At 64.5% G+C, this 18005-nt stretch carries 14 protein-coding genes; 10 read left to right on the top strand and 4 right to left on the bottom strand.

Annotated elements, in window-relative coordinates:
- The first annotated feature begins 1 nt into the window (after window position 1).
- The 9 genes from LU684_RS25570 (at window position 2) to LU684_RS25530 (ending at window position 11382) form a co-directional block, all read left to right on the top strand.
- Window positions 2-313 carry a hypothetical protein gene (locus tag LU684_RS25570; protein WP_016484931.1) on the top strand — a complete coding sequence of 104 codons (312 nt, stop codon included), beginning with the start codon at window positions 2-4 and terminating at the stop codon, window positions 311-313.
- Window positions 310-1044 carry a YkgJ family cysteine cluster protein gene (locus tag LU684_RS25565; protein ID WP_095115839.1) on the top strand — a complete coding sequence of 245 codons (735 nt, stop codon included), beginning with the start codon at window positions 310-312 and terminating at the stop codon, window positions 1042-1044. The genes LU684_RS25570 and LU684_RS25565 overlap by 4 nt, the downstream gene beginning before the upstream one ends.
- 256 nt (window positions 1045-1300) lie before the next feature.
- Entirely contained in the window at window positions 1301-2464 is a 1164-nt protein-coding gene (locus tag LU684_RS25560) for an efflux RND transporter periplasmic adaptor subunit (RefSeq protein ID WP_016484929.1), read from the top strand.
- Window positions 2461-5553, top strand: a complete 3093-nt coding sequence (locus tag LU684_RS25555) for a multidrug efflux RND transporter permease subunit (RefSeq protein ID WP_060517664.1) — start codon at window positions 2461-2463, stop codon at window positions 5551-5553. The genes LU684_RS25560 and LU684_RS25555 overlap by 4 nt, the downstream gene beginning before the upstream one ends.
- Before the next feature lie 9 nt (window positions 5554-5562).
- Window positions 5563-6237, top strand: coding sequence for a heavy metal response regulator transcription factor (locus LU684_RS25550; RefSeq protein ID WP_012270545.1), 675 nt, complete (start codon window positions 5563-5565; stop codon window positions 6235-6237).
- The gene (locus tag LU684_RS25545; protein ID WP_016484927.1) at window positions 6212-7615 is read left to right on the top strand and encodes a heavy metal sensor histidine kinase; all 1404 of its coding nucleotides are present in this window, start codon (window positions 6212-6214) and stop codon (window positions 7613-7615) included. The genes LU684_RS25550 and LU684_RS25545 overlap by 26 nt, the downstream gene beginning before the upstream one ends.
- A gap of 287 nt (window positions 7616-7902) precedes the next feature.
- Window positions 7903-8127 (top strand): hypothetical protein, encoded by a 225-nt coding sequence (locus LU684_RS25540; RefSeq protein WP_016484926.1) that lies wholly within the window; start codon window positions 7903-7905, stop codon window positions 8125-8127.
- Window positions 8128-8333: 206 nt separating this feature from the next.
- Complete coding sequence (locus LU684_RS25535) at window positions 8334-9668, top strand: OprD family porin (protein WP_102667826.1); 1335 nt, start codon at window positions 8334-8336, stop codon at window positions 9666-9668.
- Between the two features lie 223 nt (window positions 9669-9891).
- Complete coding sequence (locus tag LU684_RS25530; RefSeq protein ID WP_016484924.1) at window positions 9892-11382, top strand: sensor domain-containing diguanylate cyclase; 1491 nt, start codon at window positions 9892-9894, stop codon at window positions 11380-11382.
- Here the strand turns inward: LU684_RS25530 and LU684_RS25525 are convergent.
- The gene (locus LU684_RS25525; protein WP_016484923.1) at window positions 11379-11855 is read right to left on the bottom strand and encodes a ferritin-like domain-containing protein; all 477 of its coding nucleotides are present in this window, start codon (window positions 11853-11855) and stop codon (window positions 11379-11381) included. The two genes, LU684_RS25530 and LU684_RS25525, sit on opposite strands and share 4 nt — an antisense overlap.
- 201 nt (window positions 11856-12056) lie before the next feature.
- Between LU684_RS25525 and LU684_RS25520 the strand changes: the two genes are divergently transcribed.
- Window positions 12057-12278 carry a DUF3820 family protein gene (locus LU684_RS25520; RefSeq protein WP_016484922.1) on the top strand — a complete coding sequence of 74 codons (222 nt, stop codon included), beginning with the start codon at window positions 12057-12059 and terminating at the stop codon, window positions 12276-12278.
- Between the two features lie 119 nt (window positions 12279-12397).
- On the opposite strand, the gene LU684_RS25515 is transcribed toward LU684_RS25520, so the two are convergent.
- From LU684_RS25515 to ptsP, 3 genes are read right to left on the bottom strand one after another with little or no spacing between them, the layout of a single operon-like run.
- Entirely contained in the window at window positions 12398-14137 is a 1740-nt protein-coding gene (locus LU684_RS25515; RefSeq protein ID WP_232895191.1) for a PTS fructose-like transporter subunit IIB, read from the bottom strand.
- The gene (gene pfkB, locus LU684_RS25510; RefSeq protein ID WP_016484920.1) at window positions 14134-15081 is read right to left on the bottom strand and encodes a 1-phosphofructokinase; all 948 of its coding nucleotides are present in this window, start codon (window positions 15079-15081) and stop codon (window positions 14134-14136) included. Before pfkB ends, LU684_RS25515 begins: the two co-directional genes overlap by 4 nt.
- Window positions 15082-17934, bottom strand: a complete 2853-nt coding sequence (gene ptsP, locus LU684_RS25505; protein ID WP_232895190.1) for a phosphoenolpyruvate--protein phosphotransferase — start codon at window positions 17932-17934, stop codon at window positions 15082-15084.
- Between the last annotated feature and the right edge of the window lie 71 nt (window positions 17935-18005).

Below are 18005 nucleotides of genomic sequence, written 5' to 3'. Positions count from 1 at the left end.
TATGAAGTTTTTCAGCTCTATCCTGATCACCTGCGCCCTCCTCAGCGGTATCGCCCAGGCCTCCAGCAGCCAGGCCTGGAACGAGCAGCGCCAACAGATGCTCAAGGCCTGCCTGGCCGCCAGCCAGTTCAAGGATGCCCACGCCCGCGGCAAGCCCGCCGAGTTCGATGACCAGGTCGGCATGAGCGCCCTGCTGGTCGAAGGCGTCTACCCGCAGAAGCACATGCAGCAACGCACCGGCACCGAGCTGTGCCTGTACGACCGCCAGCACCAGCGTGCCTTCATCAGCGAGTGGAGCCCGGAAGCCAAGTGACCGACAACTTGCGATTCGGTTGTACCGGCTGCGGCAAGTGCTGCACCGGGCACCACGTGCCCCTGACGCTGGCTGAGGCACGCCGCTGGGCAGATGATGCCGGCCAGGTGATAGTGCTGATCGAAGCCTTCGTGGCCGATGGCCCCGGCATGCCGCCTGAGCAGCGCGAACATGTGCTGCGCCGCTCGTATCCGGTGGCCTGCGGCGACGGTGAGGCACGCGTGTCGGTGACCTTTGCCGCGTTCAACCCCGGGCGCTGCCGCAACCTGGACGACGACGACCTGTGCACCATCTATGAACAGCGCCCGCTGGTCTGTCGCATCTACCCGGTGGAAATCAACCCGCACATTCCGCTGCGCCCGGACAGCAAGGACTGCCCGCCGGAGGCCTGGCAGCAAGGGCCGGAACTGATTCACGGCACGCAACTGGTCGATGCGGAACTGCAAGCGCTGGTGCAAGCGTCACGGCAAGCCGACCGCGATGACATAGCTGCCAAGGTGGCGGTGTGCCAGGCGCTGGGCATGACCACCAGTGCGCTCAAGGGCAATGGCTTTACCGCCTACCTGCCAGACATGGGCGCGTTTGCCACGGCGCTGGCGCAGGAGCCCATACCTGACGCTGCACAGTGGACCTTGCATGTGCAGGATGAACCGCTGGTCGCGAGCTTGCAGGGGCTTGGTTTGCGCACTACCCACGAAACCCCGGTGTACTACGCCTTCATAGGCTTTTAGCCTGAGCGACTTCAGCAAGCATTCCACGGTAACCTGTGGGAGCGGGCGTGCCCACGAACACCGGCGCAGCCGGTGCCATCCACCGCGTCGTCTTCTTCGCGGGCACGGCCGCTCCCACAGTGGTCCCCTGTCGCATGCCACCCGGTGAAACTGACAGCGCTGTCAGCCAGCCGTCACGCTGCCGACCCGGTGCGGGGGCTATAAGATTGAGTACAGACAACCGTTTCCCTCCCACCTGGCCAAGGTGCCCGCACCGATGCGACGTCCGTCCCGCTCTGCCTTCCTCGCCGCACTGGCGCTCCTGGCCCTGGTGGTAGCAGGCACCTGGTTCAGCCAGCACCAACCCGCACCGGCCGCCCGCGCGCAAACCGCCGTACCGGTGCGCGTGGTCAGCGTCGCCCAGCAGGACGTGCCACGCTATGCCAGCGCCATCGGCTCGGTATTGTCGCTGCACAGCGTCGAGGTCCGGCCCCAGGTCGAGGGGATACTCACCCAAGTGCTGGTCAAGGAAGGCCAATGGGTCAAGGAAGGTGACCTGCTCGCTACCCTCGACGACCGCAGCATCCGCGCCAGCCTCGATCAGGCCCGCGCACAACTCGGCCAAAGCCAGGCACAGATCCAGGTGGCCGGCGTCGACCTCAAGCGTTACCGCCTGCTCAGCAGCGATGACGGCGTGTCCAAGCAAACCCTCGACCAGCAACAGGCGTTGGTCAACCAGCTGCAAGCCACGGTCAAGGGCAACCAGGCGGCCATCGCCAACGCCGAGGTGCAACTCTCCTACACACAGATACGCTCACCGGTAACCGGGCGCGTGGGCATCCGCAATATCGACCCGGGCAACCTGGTGCGCACCAGCGACACCCAGGGGCTGTTCAGCGTGACCCAGATCGACCCGATCGCTGTGGAGTTCTCGCTGCCGCAACAGATGCTGCCAACCCTGCAAGGCCTGCTCAAGGCGCAAACGCCGGCGCTGGTCGAGGCCTACATGGATGCCGATGGTGAGCGCAACCTGCTCGGCGCAGGCCACCTTGCCCTGATCGACAACCAGATTTCGGCCAACACCGGCACGGTGCGCGTCAAGGCCGAGTTCGACAACAAGGACGGCCTGCTATGGCCGGGGCAACTGGTCACCGTGCGCCTGCGCACGGCGATGGACCAAGACGCCCTGGTGGTGCCGCCCCCCGTGGTGCAACGCAGCATCGATGGCCACTTCGTCTACCGCGTCGACGGCGACAAAGTCACCAACGTGCCGGTCAAGGTACTGTATCAGGACAGCACGCTGAACATCGTCGCCGGGGTCAAGGCCGGCGACCAGCTGGTACTCGATGGCCAATCGCGCCTCAAACCCGGCTCCAGGGTCGAGATCACCCCTGACGCCCCGCCGCCTGCCGAGATGGCCGAGCGCAGGAGCCAGCCATGAACACCCGCAATGGCGTCTCGGCGTGGTGCATCGACCACCCTATCGCCACCCTGCTGCTGACCTTCGCCTTGGTCCTGCTCGGCGCCATCGCCTTCCCGCGCCTGCCGGTGGCACCCTTGCCAGAAGCGGACTTCCCGACCATTCAGGTCACCGCCCAGTTGCCCGGTGCCAGCCCGGAAACCATGGCCTCGTCGGTGGCCACGCCGCTGGAGGTGCAGTTCAGCGCCATCCCCGGCATGACCCAGATGACCAGCAGCAGCGCGCTGGGCTCGACCACGCTGATCCTGCAGTTCACCCTGGACAAGAACATCGACACCGCCGCCCAGGAAGTGCAGGCAGCGATCAACACGGCCACCGCCCGCCTGCCCCAGGACCTGCCCAGCCCGCCCACCTGGCGCAAGGTCAACCCGGCCGACAGCCCGGTGGTAATCCTCACCGTCAGCTCCGCACAGATGCCCGGCAACGAGCTCAGCGACTACGCCGAAACCCTCTTGGCGCGCCAGCTCAGCCAGATCGACGGGGTCGGCCTGATCAACATCACCGGCCAGCTGCGCCCGGCCATACGGGTGCAGGCACAACCCGAGAAACTCGCGGCCATCGGCCTGACCCTGGCCGACGTGCGCCTGGCTATCCAGCAGACCAGCCTGAACCTGGCCAAAGGCGCGCTGTACGGCGAGCACAGCGTGTCGACCATCGCCGCCAACGACCAGCTGTTCCACCCCGAAGACTATGCGCAGCTGATCGTCAGCTACCGCAATGGCGCCCCGGTGCACCTGAAGGACGTGGCCAAGGTAATCAATGGTGCCGAGAACGCCTATGTAAGTGCCTGGTCAGGCAACCAACCGGGGCTGAATCTGGTGATCTTCCGCCAGCCTGGCGCCAATATCGTCGACACCGTGGACCGGGTGCTCGACGCCTTGCCGCGCTTGCAAGAGATGCTGCCGGCCTCGGTTGAAGTGTCGGTGCTGCAGGACCGCACCCAGACCATCCGCAGTTCGCTGCACGAGGTCGAGCTGACCCTGATGATCGCCGTGGCGCTGGTGATTGGGGTGATGGCGCTGTTCCTGCGTCAGTGGTCGGCCACCTTCATCGTCTCCAGCGTGCTCGGCGTCTCGCTGATCGCCACGTGCGCGCTGATGTACGTGTTCGGCTTCAGCCTCAACAACCTGACCTTGGTGGCCATCGTCATTGCCGTCGGCTTCGTGGTCGATGATGCCATCGTTGTGGTGGAGAACATTCATCGCCATCTGGAAGCCGGCGACGATAGCCGCACCGCTGCGCTCAAAGGCGCCGGCGAGATCGGCTTTACCGTGGTGTCGATCAGTTTCTCGCTGATCGCCGCGTTCATTCCGCTGCTGTTCATGGGCGGTGTGGTGGGCCGGCTGTTCAAGGAGTTCGCCCTGACCGCCACGGCCACCATTTTGATCTCGGTGGTGGTATCGCTGACCCTGGCCCCCACCCTTTCGGCGCTGTTCATGCGCCGCCCACCCGGCGACCACCAGGGCGGTTTCGGCCAGCGCCTGCTGGGTTGGTACGAAAAAGGCCTGGACCGCGCGCTGGCCCACCGGCGGATCACCCTGGGGGTGTTCGGCATTACCCTGGCGCTGGCCGTGGCCGGCTACGTGGGCATCCCCAAAGGCTTCTTCCCGCTGCAGGACACCGGCTTCATTCTCGGTACCACCGAGGCAGCTGCGGACGTGTCCTACCCGTCGATGATCGACAAGCACCTGGCGCTGGCGAAAATCATCGGTGACGACCCGGCAGTGCGCGCCTATTCGCACTCGGTGGGGGTGACTGGCAGCAACCAGACCATCGCCAACGGCCGTTTCTGGATCTCGCTCAAGCCCCGCGGCGAGCGCGATGTCTCGGCCAGCGAATGGATCGACCGGATTCGCCCGAAACTCGCCCAGGTGCCGGGCATCGTCCTGTACATGCGCGCCGGCCAGGACATCAACCTCAGCTCCGGCCCGTCACGCACCCAGTACCAATACGTGCTCAAGAGCAACGACGGCGTCGCGCTCAACCTGTGGACCCAGCGCCTTACCGACCGCCTGCGGGAAAACCCGGCGCTGCGTGACCTGTCCAACGACCTGCAACTGGGCGCCAGCGTCACCCGCATCGATATCGACCGCCAGGCCGCGGCGCGTTTCGGCCTGACCACCACCGACGTCGACCAGGCCCTGTACGATGCCTTCGGCCAGCGCCAGATCAGCGAATTTCAGACCGAGACCAACCAGTACAAGGTCATCCTCGAACTGGACGCGCAACAGCGCGGCAAGGCTGAAAGCCTCAACTTCTTCTACTTGCGCTCACCGCTGACCAACGAGATGGTGCCGCTATCGGCCCTGGCGCATGTCGCCGCGCCAAGCACCGGGCCGCTGTCGATCAGCCACGACGGCCTGTTCCCGGCCGCCAACCTGTCGTTCAACCTGGCGCCCGGCGTGGCCTTGGGCGATGCGGTGCAGATCCTGGAGCGTGCGCAGCGCGAGCTGGGCATGCCCGACTCGATCACCGGCAACTTCCAGGGCGCCGCCCAGGCGTTCCAGAGCTCGCTGTCGAGCCAGCCCTACCTGATCCTCGCCGCGCTGGTGGCGGTTTACATCATCCTCGGTGTGCTCTACGAGAGCTTCGTTCACCCGCTGACCATCATCTCCACCCTGCCCTCCGCAGGCCTGGGCGCGATCATCCTGCTGTGGGCCAGCGGCCAAGACTTCAGCATCATGGGGCTGATCGGCGTGGTACTGCTGATCGGCATCGTCAAGAAGAACGGCATCCTGCTCATCGACTTTGCCCTCGAAGCCCAGCGCCACCACGGCATGACACCCGAACAGGCGATACGCCAGGCATGCCTGGTGCGCTTCCGTCCGATCATCATGACTACCCTGGCCGCGCTACTGGGCGCGGTGCCGCTGATGTTCGGCTTTGGCACCGGCGCCGAGCTGCGCCAGCCACTGGGCATCGCCGTGGTGGGTGGCCTGCTGGTGAGCCAGGCCCTGACGCTGTTTACCACCCCGGTCATATACTTGGCCCTGGAGCGCCTGTTCCACCGCCGCCAGGCTGCCCGCGCGGCAGCGCCAAGTGCCAGTTAGGACAAGACCATGCGTGTGCTGATCATCGAAGACGAAGAAAAAACCGCCGACTACCTGCATCGCGGCCTGAGCGAACAGGGCTTTACCGTTGACCTGGCACGGGACGGTATCGATGGCCTGCACCTGGCCCTGGAGGGCGACTACGCGGTGATCGTGCTGGATGTGATGCTGCCTGGCCTGGACGGGTATGGCGTGCTGCGCGCCTTGCGCGCACGCAAGCAGACGCCGGTGATCATGCTGACCGCCCGTGAACGGGTCGAAGACCGCATTCATGGCTTGCGTGAGGGCGCCGACGACTATCTGGGCAAGCCGTTCTCGTTCCTTGAACTGGTCGCCCGCCTGCAGGCCCTGACCCGGCGCAGCAGCAGCCATGAACCGTTGCAGGTGCAGGTGGCAGACCTGTGGATCGACCTGATGGCCCGCAAGGCCACACGCGCCGGGCAGCGCCTGGACCTGACGGCCAAAGAGTTCTCGCTGCTCAGCGTGCTGGCCCGGCGGCAGGGTGAAATCCTGTCGAAAACGGCGATTGCCGAACTGGTCTGGGACATCAACTTCGACAGCGACGCCAACGTCGTGGAAGTGGCAATCAAACGCCTGCGCGCCAAGCTCGACGGGCCCTTCGACAACAAGCTGCTGCACACCATCCGAGGCATGGGCTATGTCCTGGAAAACCGCGCGGGGTAATTCCATCGCCCTGCGCCTGTCGGCGCTGTTCATCCTGGTGGCGCTGGGCGTGTTCCTGCTGATCGGCTCGGCGCTGTACCGCCAGGTCGACCGCAGCCTGGACCTGCTGCCGCAGGCGGAACTGGATGCGCGCTTCAGCGTGCTCGAATCTACCCTCAACCGCTTCGGCACGCAGGAACACTGGGCCAAGATCAACAACAAGCTCAACCTGCTCAGCGAAGAAGACAAGCGCATCCGCTTCTGGGTAGTCAGCAGCAACCCGGCCTACGAATACGGCCACCCCAGCGAGCTGGTCCGTGCCTTTGCCGAAGGCCCGCAGGGTATGCGCGACCTGCGCCTGCCCGACCGGCCCTACCCTTACAAGGTGCTGGTCAGCGAGCTACCGGGCCTGGGCGAGCGGCCACCGCTGCGGTTTTTGATTGGCATCGACACCGAAACGTTCTGGCAGGCCCAGCACAGCCTGCTGCTGGCGATTGTCGGGCTGGCGGTGCTTGGCGTGCTGCTGGCTTCAATGCTGGGGTACTGGGTCGCGCGCATTGGCCTGCGCCCGCTGCTGGCGTTGTCCAACGAGGCCCAGGCCCTGGCCCCGCCACGCCTGGATGGGCGTTTGCAAACCCACGCCCTGGCCCCGGAACTGGCACAGTTCGCCGGCGCCTTCAACGCCGCGCTCGACCGGGTCAGCCAGGCCTACTCACGGCTGGAAGCCTTCAACGCCGACGTAGCCCACGAACTGCGCTCGCCGCTGACCAACCTGATCGGCCAGACCCAGGTAGCGCTTACCCGTGGCCGCAGTGCCGAGCATTACTTCGAAGTGCTGCAATCAAACCTGGAAGAGCTGGAGCGCCTGCGCAGCATCATCAACGACATGCTGTTTCTGGCCAGCGCCGACCAAGGCAGCAAGGCCACCGCCCTCACCCAGGCCTCGCTGGCCGAAGAAGTGGCAACCACCCTCGACTACCTGGACTACATCCTCGAAGACGCCCAGGTCAGCGTGAGCGTGATCGGCGACGCCCAGGCGCCCATCGAAAAGGCCCAGTTACGCCGGGCGCTGATCAACCTGCTGAACAACGCCGTGCAGCACACCGCGCCGCACCAGGTGATCCAGGTGCAGATCGATGCCGGGCCCGAGCAGGTCAGCATCGCCGTGAGCAACCCGGGGCCGGCGATTGACGATGAACACCTGCCGTTGCTGTTCGAACGCTTCTACCGCGTGGATGCGGCGCGCAGCAACAGCGGTGGGGGCAACCATGGGCTGGGGTTGGCGATCGTCAAGGCGATTGCGCTGATGCATGGGGGGGAAGTGTTTGTGCGCAGTGGGGCCGGGCTCAATACCTTTGGTATCCAGTTGCCGACCTTGAGGCCTGCGCGCTCTGTGTAGGAGCGGCCTTGTGCCGCGAAAGGGTCGCGAAGCGGCCCCAGACGTTTTGGCAGGGCCAAGATTGCCGGGGCTGCTGCGCAGCCCATTCGCGGCGTAAGGCCGCTCCTACAAGGACCGCGCAGGCTCTCTAGCGCGGGAGTTTGCGGCCAAAGTACTATTGCTTTTTCTTGGATCGTTACCTTTTGCGCAACAGTGCTTATCGCACTTCGCTCTGTTTCAAGTGCACTGAAAGGACTAACTTTACCCCCGTCCTCATTAGCACTTGCACCGCAAGAAGGTAGTTTCAAATGTCCAACAGTATGGGTATTGCCAGCGTCTTCGTTCTGTCTTCCCTGTTGTTGTCGCCCCTGGCCATGGCCGAAGAATCCAGCGCTTTCGTCACCCGCAATGCAGAGCTCGCCGCCGTCCATCAAGAGGCCCGCGACGCTGTAGCAGCAAACAAGGCAGAAGCCACCAAATCCCCAGAACAGACCGCTTCCAAAGTTTCTGTCGATGCCAATGCCGACAGCTGATCAAGCGCTGTTGCTGCTCCCGATTTCCCTTGGCTACACCATGGGCACCACCGGTGCCGATATGTTAGCCTTTTAAAGCCGCTGCCGATCAGCGGCTTTTTTTATGTGCTTTAAACCTCAGCCCGGCTGTAACGTCTACCTAAAAAAAAAGACGCACATTCAAAAATAAAAACTGCCCCACCGTCAGACCAAAGGAGCTAGTACCGGTGCCTTCCGCGTTTCGCTTTACCCCGCTGTTCATTGCGTTGACTGCAACGATCCCTGTCGCCGCCCAGGCAGATGAAGACAAGGCTGATGGCTTCATTGAAGGGTCGTCCTTCAACCTGCACTTTCGTAATGCCTACTTCAACCGCGACAACCACAACGCTGGCGTGCGTGACACCCGCGAGTGGGGCCAGGGCGCGGTTGCGCGCTTCGAGTCGGGCTACACCCCAGGCGTAATCGGCTTCGGCCTGGATGCCCACGCCATGCTGGGCCTCAAGTTGGACGGCGGTGGCGGCCATGCCGGCACCAGCATCCTGCCCGAGCACATCAAGGACGACGGTGAGCTGGGCGCTGCCCCGCATTCGTTCTCCACTGCCGGTGCTGCGATCAAGCTCAAGGCGTTCGACACCGAGCTGAAAGCCGGTGACCTGTTCCTCACCAACCCGGTGATCGCGGGCGGCGAAACCCGCATGCTGCCGCAGACCTTCCGTGGTGTGAGCTTGACCAACACCAGCATCGACGGCCTGCTGCTCGAAGGCGGCCAGGTGAGCTTTACCCACCCGTACAACCAGAGCGGCCACCGCCGCATCGACACCTACTACGGTTCGCTGGACGAGCACGACAAGAGCAAGCACCTGAACTGGGCCGGCGCGTCATGGAGCGGTACCGAGAACATCACCAGCAACCTTTACGCCGCCGAGCTGAAGGACATCTGGAACCAGTACTACGCGGACTTCGACTACACCTACGTGGTCAACGACCTGGTCAGCCTGAACCCGGGCGTGCACTTCTACCACACGCAGGACACCGGCCAGGCCCTGCTGGGCAAGATCGACAACAACACCTACAGCGTGCACTTCACCGTCAATGCGGGCTTCCACAGCGTCACCGCCGCCTACCAGCGGGTCAATGGCAACACGCCATTCGACTACATCAACCTGGGCGACAGCGTGTACCTGGACAACTCGCGCATGTACTCGGACTTCAACGCGCCAAACGAGCGCTCGTGGAAGCTGCAGTACGACTATGACTTCGCCGGTGTCGGCGTGCCTGGCCTGACCACCTCGCTGTCGTACTCGCGCGGCGAGGCCGATCTGACCAAAGCCACCCAGGACACCAGCCACTACGACTACTACCGTGAAGATGGCAAGAACGCCATGCACTGGGAACGTGACCTGGACGTGAAGTACGTGTTCCAGGAGGGTGACCTGAAGGACCTGTCGGTACTGGTGCGCTATGCCACTCACCGTGGCAGCCAGGGGTATGCGTCGATCGACAGCAACAGCGACAACGATGAAGTGCGGGTGATCGTCGACTACCCACTGAACGTGTTCTGATCCAGGACCGCTAGCGAGGGCTGCGCCCTCGATCGCCGGCAAGCCAGCTCCCACAGGTACTGCATAACCGCTAAGCCTGATGCTGTACCTGTGGGAGCTGGCTTGCCGGCAAAGGGCTGCGCAGCAGCCCCAGACGTGATTCCGTCGGACAAATCTTGTCCGACAATCACTGCTTCCCTAGAATATCGCCGCCGCGAATGGCCCTGCCCACGCAGTAGCGAGCATGCCCACCCGATTACCGCGTTTCGCATTTCTCAGGTCGCACCCCGAGCTGGCCCTCAACCTGGGCAGTTGCCTTGCCGTGCTCGCCATCGTGGCCATCGTCAGCTTCCTGCTGGCGCGTGAACGTGACAGCGTCGAGCTGTCAGCCATTCGCTCGTCAAGCAACATTGTCCAGCTGATCGAAAGCGACATCCTGCGCAACGCCGAACTCTACGACCAGTCACTGCAGGGCCTGATCTGGGCCGTCGGGCGCAAGGAGCTGCCGGAAATACCCGGCCCGCTGCGCCAACGCCTGCTGTTCAATGAAGCCTTCGTCGACCGCAAACGCGGCGACGTGCTGTGGCTGGACAAGCAAGGCAATGTGGTGGGCGACTCCACCAGCAGTGTGCCGCGCAAGGCCAACTTTGGCGAAACCGGGGTGTTCAAGGCACACCAGGCCAACGCCAATCTGGGCTTGCTGGTAGGCCCGCCATTCAAGGCCAAGCTCGGCGACCTGGACTGGTGTATCAGCTTCAGCCGGCGTATCTCCGGCCCCGATGGCGAGTTTGCCGGACTGGCAGCAGGCGCATTGCGCCTGTCGTATTTCAGTGAGCTGTTCCAGCGCCTGGACATCGGCGCCGACAGCAGCATCAACCTGTTCAATACCGATGGGCAGCTCCTCGCCCGTCAGCCCTCACGCCCGCAAGACCCGCTGATCGGTTCCAACTATGCCGAGCGGCCCAACTTCAAGCGCATTCTCAGCGAACAGAGCGGTAACTTCACTGCCCGCTCTGGCAGCAACGGCAATCCGCAGATCTACACCTTCGCCCGGGTCGCGCAGCTGCCACTGATCGTGCTGGTGGTGCACTCGGCCGACGAGGTGTTCCAGTCCTGGCGCCGCACTGCGGTTCTGGTCAGCGTCGCCACCGGCGTGCTGTGCGTGGGCATCCTCTGGCTTACCCTGCTCCTGGGCCGCGAACTGCGCCGCCGCCAAGAGGCCGAACAAGGTCTGGCAACGTTGGCCGCCACTGATAGCCTGACCGGCCTGGCCAACCGTCGCCGTCTGGACCAGGTGCTGCGCCAGGAGTGGGCGCGTGCGCAGCGCAATGGCAAGCCGCTGGCGGTACTGATGGTGGATGTGGACCATTTCAAGGCGTTCAACCAGCGCCATGGGCATGCCGGCGGCGACCACGCGTTGCGGGAGGTAGCCAAGACCATCGAGGCGAGCATCCGCCGGCCGGCAGATCTGGCTGCTCGTTATGGTGGGGAGGAGTTTCAGGTGGTGCTGCCGGAAACCGATCTGGCCGGCGCGCGGCTGCTGGCCGAGCGCATTCGTACAAGTGTAGAAGCGCTGGCACCTTTTGCCGATGACGCCCACGCGGTAACAGTGAGCATCGGCATCGGCCTGTCCGGCACCCAGCACGAACTGAGCAGTGTGCTGGGCGCTGCGGACGAAGCCCTCTACCGGGCCAAGGCCAAGGGCCGCAACCGGGTAGAGGGGCCCGACGCTTAAGAGCGGGCGCGGGCGGCGTTGCGCAGGGCTTTGACCTGGTCATGGTTGCGCTGCACGCCTTGCAGCTGTTTTTCCACCAGGCCATAGGTCATGTCACTGGCGCTGCGGCCCAGCTTTACCAGCTTCTCGCGGGCTTCCTTGTAGGCTTTGAGGGCGTGGTCTTCACCGCGTTCGACCTCGTTCAGCACCGCTTCTTCATCCTTGCCGGTGACCAGCGACTTCAGGTTCACCCAGCCGCGATGCAAGTCGCCGCTGATGCTGGTGGATGTTTCCGGGTCGCCGCCCAGCCGGCGCACTTCGCTTTGCAGTTCGCCGGCAGCGTTGGCGCATTCACCGGCACGCTGAACGAAGAACGCTTTGAGCTCGGGATTCTTCACATCATCGGCCGAGGCTTTGAATCCTTTCTCGCCATCCTTGCTGTATTCGATCAGGTCGTTGAGTACGTCAATCACGTCTTTGTTGGGGTTGCTCATGGTCGAACTCCTTGGCAGGTGATAGTCATCTACAGAGTTGCAGCGTTCGTGCCATGCTTTCGAGTAAAATAAATCCTTTGTTTTTCAATTACTTATCTAATATTCAAGAATGGCTGATACCGGCGTTCTGCATGATCGCCGCTTGGGGCTTCGTGCAGATTGCAGTATGGTCGGCACTTTTCCAGTCAAGGTGCGCCGAAGATGAAGCCGGAAATGCTCGAATTGCTGGTGACCCGCAGCATGCCGTTCGGCAAGTACCAAGGGCGCATCATTGCCGACCTGCCGGGGGACTACCTGGCGTGGTTTGCGCGCAAGGGTTTCCCCACGGGTGAGCTGGGCGGGTTGCTGGCGTTGATGCATGAAATCGACCACAACGGGCTGGGGGATCTGCTGGTACCGTTGCGCAACAAGCATGGGCGTTGACCTGCTCCGGCCTCTTCGCGGGCATGCCCGCTCCCACAGGTCTGCATGATCTCGAAATGTGCAGGAACCTGTGGGAGCGGGCGTGCCCGCGAAGAGGCCAGTAAAGGCTACAGAAGTCGCTAGCCTTTGACGGGCGCCACGGCCAACTCTACCCGCTCGCTCTTCTTGATCACTGCATACACCACCGCCGTCACCAGGCTACCCGCGACGATAGCCAGCAAATACAGCAAGGCATGGTTGATGGCATTGGGGATCAGCAGCACGAACAAGCCGCCGTGCGGCGCCATCAGCTTGCAACCGAAGTACATCGACAATGCCCCGGTCAGCGCACCGCCGGCCACGCTGGCGGGGATCACCCGCAGCGGGTCTTTGGCAGCAAACGGAATAGCCCCTTCGGAAATGAAACAAAGCCCCAGGGCCAATGCGGCCTTGCCCGCCTCGCGCTCACTCTGGGCGAACTTGCGCCGGGCCAGGAAGGTGGCGATACCCAGGCCGATCGGCGGCACCATGCCAGCGGCCATGGTCGCCGCCATCGGCGCGTAGCTCGACGATGCCAGCAGCCCCACCGAGAAGGCGTAGGCGGCCTTGTTGATCGGCCCGCCCAGGTCGACACACATCATGCCGCCCAGCAACAGCCCCAGCAGAATGGCATTGGTGGTGCCCATACTGTCGAGGAAGTGCGTGAGGCCTTCGAGCATGGCTGCCACCGGCTGGCCGACCACGTAGATCATCACCAGGCCGGTGACCAGGCTGGCCAGCAGCGGAATGATCAAGATCGGCTTGAGCGCTTCCAGGCTGCTGGGCAAGCGTGCCCAGCGGGCAATGGCCTTGGCGCTGTAACCGGCAATGAAGCCGGCGACAATGCCACCGATGAAGCCGGCCCCCAAGGTACTGGCCAGCAGGCCACCGATCATGCCCGGCGCAAGCCCCGGGCGGTCGGCGATGGACCAGGCGATATAGCCGGCCAGCAGCGGCACCATAAGTTTGAACGCCGCCTCACCGCCTATCTGCATCAACGCTGCCGGCAAGGTGCCCGGCTGTTTGTAGGCCTCAATACCGAACACGAACGACAGCGCAATCAGCAGGCCGCCAGCCACCACCATGGGCAGCATGAACGACACGCCGGTGAGCAGGTGCTTGTACACACCGGTCTTTTCACCCTTCGCCGTGGTAGCAACCGCTGCGGCATCGGCGCTGTTTTCCACCTTGGCTTCGGCCAGGGCCTTGTCCAGGGTGGCACGTGCCTGCTTGAGTGCAATGCCGGTGCCGCATCGGTAGATGCGCTTGCCGGCAAACCGCGCGGTCGGCACTTCAATGTCAGCAGCTAGCAGCACCACATCCGCTTCAGCAATGGCCTGGGCAGACAACGGGTTACGCGCACCGACCGAGCCTTGGGTCTCGACCGTGAGCTGATAACCCATTAGTTGCGCGGCTTGCTGCAAGGCCTCCGCCGCCATGAACGTGTGCGCGACGCCCGTCGGGCAGGCGGTGACCGCGACAATGCGTGCGCCCGTGCTGCCAACCTCGGGCGGCGCACCTGCTGCGGCCAACAGCGGTTGGGCGTTGGCCGCCGCTTCATCGAGGAAGCCCTCGCGGTCGGCCAGTGCCTGGGCGGGCGTGCTCTGGTAAACCCGCTTGCTGACGAAGCGGGCCAGGTCCACCGGGCCGGTGCTGACCACCAGCACCCAGTCGGCCTCGGCGATCTGCGCGGCACTCAGTTGCCGTTCGGGGTGCCCGGCATCCTGCACTTCTACACTGGTGCTCCAGCCGCGCCGCTGGGCAGCGGCAGACAGCAAGCGCGCGCTCAGCACGCTCGACACCTGGCCGTTGGGGCAGGCGGTGACAATGGCAATGTTCATCGGCAACCCTCTTGTTGTTCTGTCAGTTGCACGGCAGCTTCCAGACACGTCAGTTGCTCACGGTCATGGATGCCGAAGCCAACCTGGGTGACGGCCTGGGCGGCAATCGCGGTGGCGCGGATCAAGGTCTGCGCAGGCGCCTCGCCCTGCAGCAGGCCATGGACCATGCCAGCCACCAACGAATCCCCCGCCCCCACTGTACTGGCAACCCGCACGGTGGGCGGGCAGGCATGCAGGGCCAGGTCGCGGGCGAACCAGCTGACGCCCTGCTCGCCGGCAGACACCACCACGTGTTCCACGCCGCTGGCCAGCAACTGCTCGGCGGCGACGCGTTGCTGCGCCGGGTTATCCACAGCCTGGCCAAGCACTTCGCCAAGTTCTTCGGTATTGGGTTTGACCAGCCAGGGCGCGCTTTGCAGGCCGGCGCGCAGGGCTTCGCCGCTGCTGTCCAGCGCCACCTTGAGGCCAAGGGCCTTCAACTGGTCAAGCAACTGGCGGAACCAGTCGGCGCTGATCCCTCGCGGCAGGCTGCCCGCCACCACCACGGCATCGTGCCCCGGGGCGACCTGCTCCAGCCGCTGCATCAAGGCAATGCATGCCGCTTCGTCGACCTCGGGGCCTTGGCCATTGATGTCAGTCACGCGGCCATCGGCTTCTACCAGCTTGATGTTGCTGCGGGTTTCGCCGGGGACGCGAACAAAGCAGTCGGTAAAGCCACGCCATTCAATCAACGATTCAAACGGCTGCAGGTTATCGCGCCCGAGGAAACCGCCAACGGTCACGCGGTGCCCCAGGTCGGCCAGTACCTGGGCAACGTTCAGCCCTTTGCCCGCCGCGTGGCTCTGTTGTGCATGGCTGCGGTTGACCTGCCCCGGGCGCAGGGTATCAAGGCCGATGGTGATATCCAGCGCCGGGTTCAGGGTGAGGGTAAGGATCTTGGCCATTCAGTAACGCTCCACCAGCGCGCGAACCGCTGCGGCGCTGTCTTGTTGCAGGGCCTCTCGCGCCAGGGCGCGGGCCGTCTGATGATCGGCCTGGCGAACCAGGGCCTTGACTTCGGCAATGCTGCGCGCAGACACACTGAGTTCGTCCACGTCCAGCCCGAGCAGCACAGGCACCGCCTGCGGATCTGCCGCCAGCTCACCGCATACGCCCACCCACTTGCCGTGGGCATGGGCGGCGCGCACGGTCATGTCGATCAGGCTCAATACTGCCGGGTGCAGGCCGTCGGCCTGGGCCGAAAGGCTGGGGTGGCCACGGTCGATGGCCAGGGTGTATTGGGTCAGGTCGTTGGTGCCGATACTGAAGAAGTCCACTTCGCGCGCCAGTTGCCCAGCCAACAGGGCCGCCGAAGGCACCTCGACCATGATGCCCAGCTGCAGGTCGGCCACGGGAATTTCTGCCCGCAGGCGCTCGACCATGGCCCGCGCCTCGCGCCACTCATGCACCTGGCCCACCATGGGGAACATGATGCGCAGCGGGCGCTGGTCGGCAGCCCTGAGCAAGGCGCGCAGCTGGTCCTCCATCACTTGCGGCCGTTGCAAGGTCAGGCGTACGCCACGCACGCCGAGGAACGGGTTTTCCTCAGCGGTAATCGGCCAGTACGGCAGCGGCTTGTCGCCGCCGACATCGAGGGTGCGCACCACCAGCGGTCGTCCGTCCAGGCCATCGAGCACGCGACGGTACTCAGCCTCCTGGGTGGAAACGTCCGGGGCCTGGGGGTGGGCCATGAAAATCAGTTCGGTGCGCAGCAAGCCGACACCTTCGGCGCCCTGCTCCACCACCTTGGCGATACCGCTGCTCTCACCGATGTTGGCGAACACCTCCACGGCGTGGCCATCGCGGGTGATGGCCGGTTCAAAACGGTTGGCCCAGGCGGCCTGCAAACGCTGTTCGCGCGCATCTCGCTCGGCCAGGGCGCGCTGCAATTCATCCTCCGGCGGTGCCACGCTGACCACGCCGCGCTGGCCATCAAGCAGTAACGGTGTGCCTGCTTCCAACAGCAAGATCGCCGCCCCCGCACCCACCACAGCCGGGATGCCCAAGGCACGGGCGACAATGGCGCTGTGTGCAGTGGCGCCACCCTGAGCAGTGACGATACCGGCGACCCGGCCTGGGTCCAGCCGGGCAACATCGGACGGGCCGACTTCGGTCATCACCAGTACGTAGGGTTGTTCGGGCTCAGCCTGGGCCTGGACACCGCACAACTGCGCCAGCACGCGGCGGCCAACATCGCGCAAGTCAGCGGCGCGCTCGGCCAGCAGGGCATCGTGCAACGCCTCTTGCTGGCGCGCCGCGGCCTCGATCACAGCCATCCACGCTGCCGCAGCGCTCTCCCCCTGGGCAAGGCGCTGCTCGACATCATCGGTCAAGGCCGGGTCGGCGAGCATTTCCTGATGCGTGACGAATATCTCGCCAATGGCCTTGTCGCTGCGCTGGACCAGCGCCTGAAGCTCGCTGGCCACCGTTGCCAAAGCCTGGTGCAACTTTTGCCGTTCCTGGGCGCAGGATTCGCCGCGCAGTGGGTAGTCGAACTCGCGCTCGACACACACATGGGCAGGTCCACTGGCAATGCCGGGCGCAGCGCCCACGCCCTGAACACGGCTACCGGCGGCGGGGGCTTGCAGCACCTGGGCCGCAACACTGGCAATGGGCTCCATGCTCTGCGGCAGCGGCTCTACCTCTTCACCCAGGCCCTGTTCAATGGCAGCCAACAGCACCGGCAAGGCGTCGGCGGCAATACCCGGCTCGGCCACCAGTTCCAGGAGCTGGCCACGACGGGCGCCAAGGCTGAGCAGCTTGCTCAGGCTCTTCACCGACACCGCCGGCTGCGCGCTGTCGACCAGGCGTACACGGATTTCCCCGTCGAAGCCTTTGGCCAGTTGCGCCAGCACCTTGGCCGGGCGGGCATGCAAGCCATGTGGGTTGGCCAGCACGACGCGCGCGCTGGGCCAATCCGCCGGCGCCTCGCCCCCCAGCACTGCCAGCACAGCTCGGCTGCTGGTGGCCTGATAGAGCATCTGCCCGCGGCCTTCGATCAGCACTTCGCACAGGCGCTCAAGCAGGGCCTGGTGAGCGGCGCCAAGGCTGGCCAGGCAGAACAGGCCATTGAGCGGCTGGTCGCGATAACGCAGGGGCTGCTGTGGAGTAACGAAGGCCAGGCCCGGCTGGCGCACCTGGCGCTCGCTGTGCAGCCACCACAGGCCCTCGCCCAGCGGCAGCGGCTCGGCCTGCTGCAGCACCGCGGCAAAACCACTGTCGACGCAGTCGGCACGCTGCAACAGGCGGGCGCCGCGCCAGGCCAGTTCGTCAAAGTCTTCAGCCGGCAGGTTCAGGCCGACCAGTTGTGCATCCAGTGCCAGCTCCTGTGGCGCGCCTTGCAGCAGCTTGAGCAGCGCTTCGGCGGAACTGGCCCGGCGCAGCGCTTCGGCCAGGTCGGTTTCGCCCAAGGCGCGGGTCAGCAGCTGCAGCAAGCGCAGGTGTTCGTCGGAACGGGCGGCGATACCGATGGCCAGGTAGACCATTTGCCCATCGCCCCAGTCTACGCCCTCGGGAAACTGCAGCAGGCGCACGCCGGTGGCATAAACCAGGTCACGGGTTTGCGGCGTGCCATGGGGAATGGCGATGCCCTGGCCAAGGAAGGTGGAGCCTTGCCCCTCGCGGTCCTGCAGCCCTTGCAAGTACCCCTGTGCGACCAGGCCATCAGCGACCAGCCGGTCAGCCAGCAGGCGCAACGCCTCGGCCTTGTCGGCGGCCGTCTGGCCCATGGCTATCTGCTCCTTGGCGAGTTCGAGCATGACCTTCTCCTTTTGCAGTTCCCGGTCGGGTACTGGAGTATTGTTGTGAAATTCACATGAAGGGCCAGTTC

The sequence above is a fragment of the Pseudomonas sp. NMI542_15 genome (assembly GCF_021283425.1).
In the GTDB taxonomy this organism is placed as follows: Bacteria; Pseudomonadota; Gammaproteobacteria; order Pseudomonadales; family Pseudomonadaceae; genus Aquipseudomonas; species Aquipseudomonas fortuita.
The sequence above is the reverse complement of the archived record's forward strand: the minus strand, read 5'-3'. Positions and strand labels throughout refer to the sequence as shown.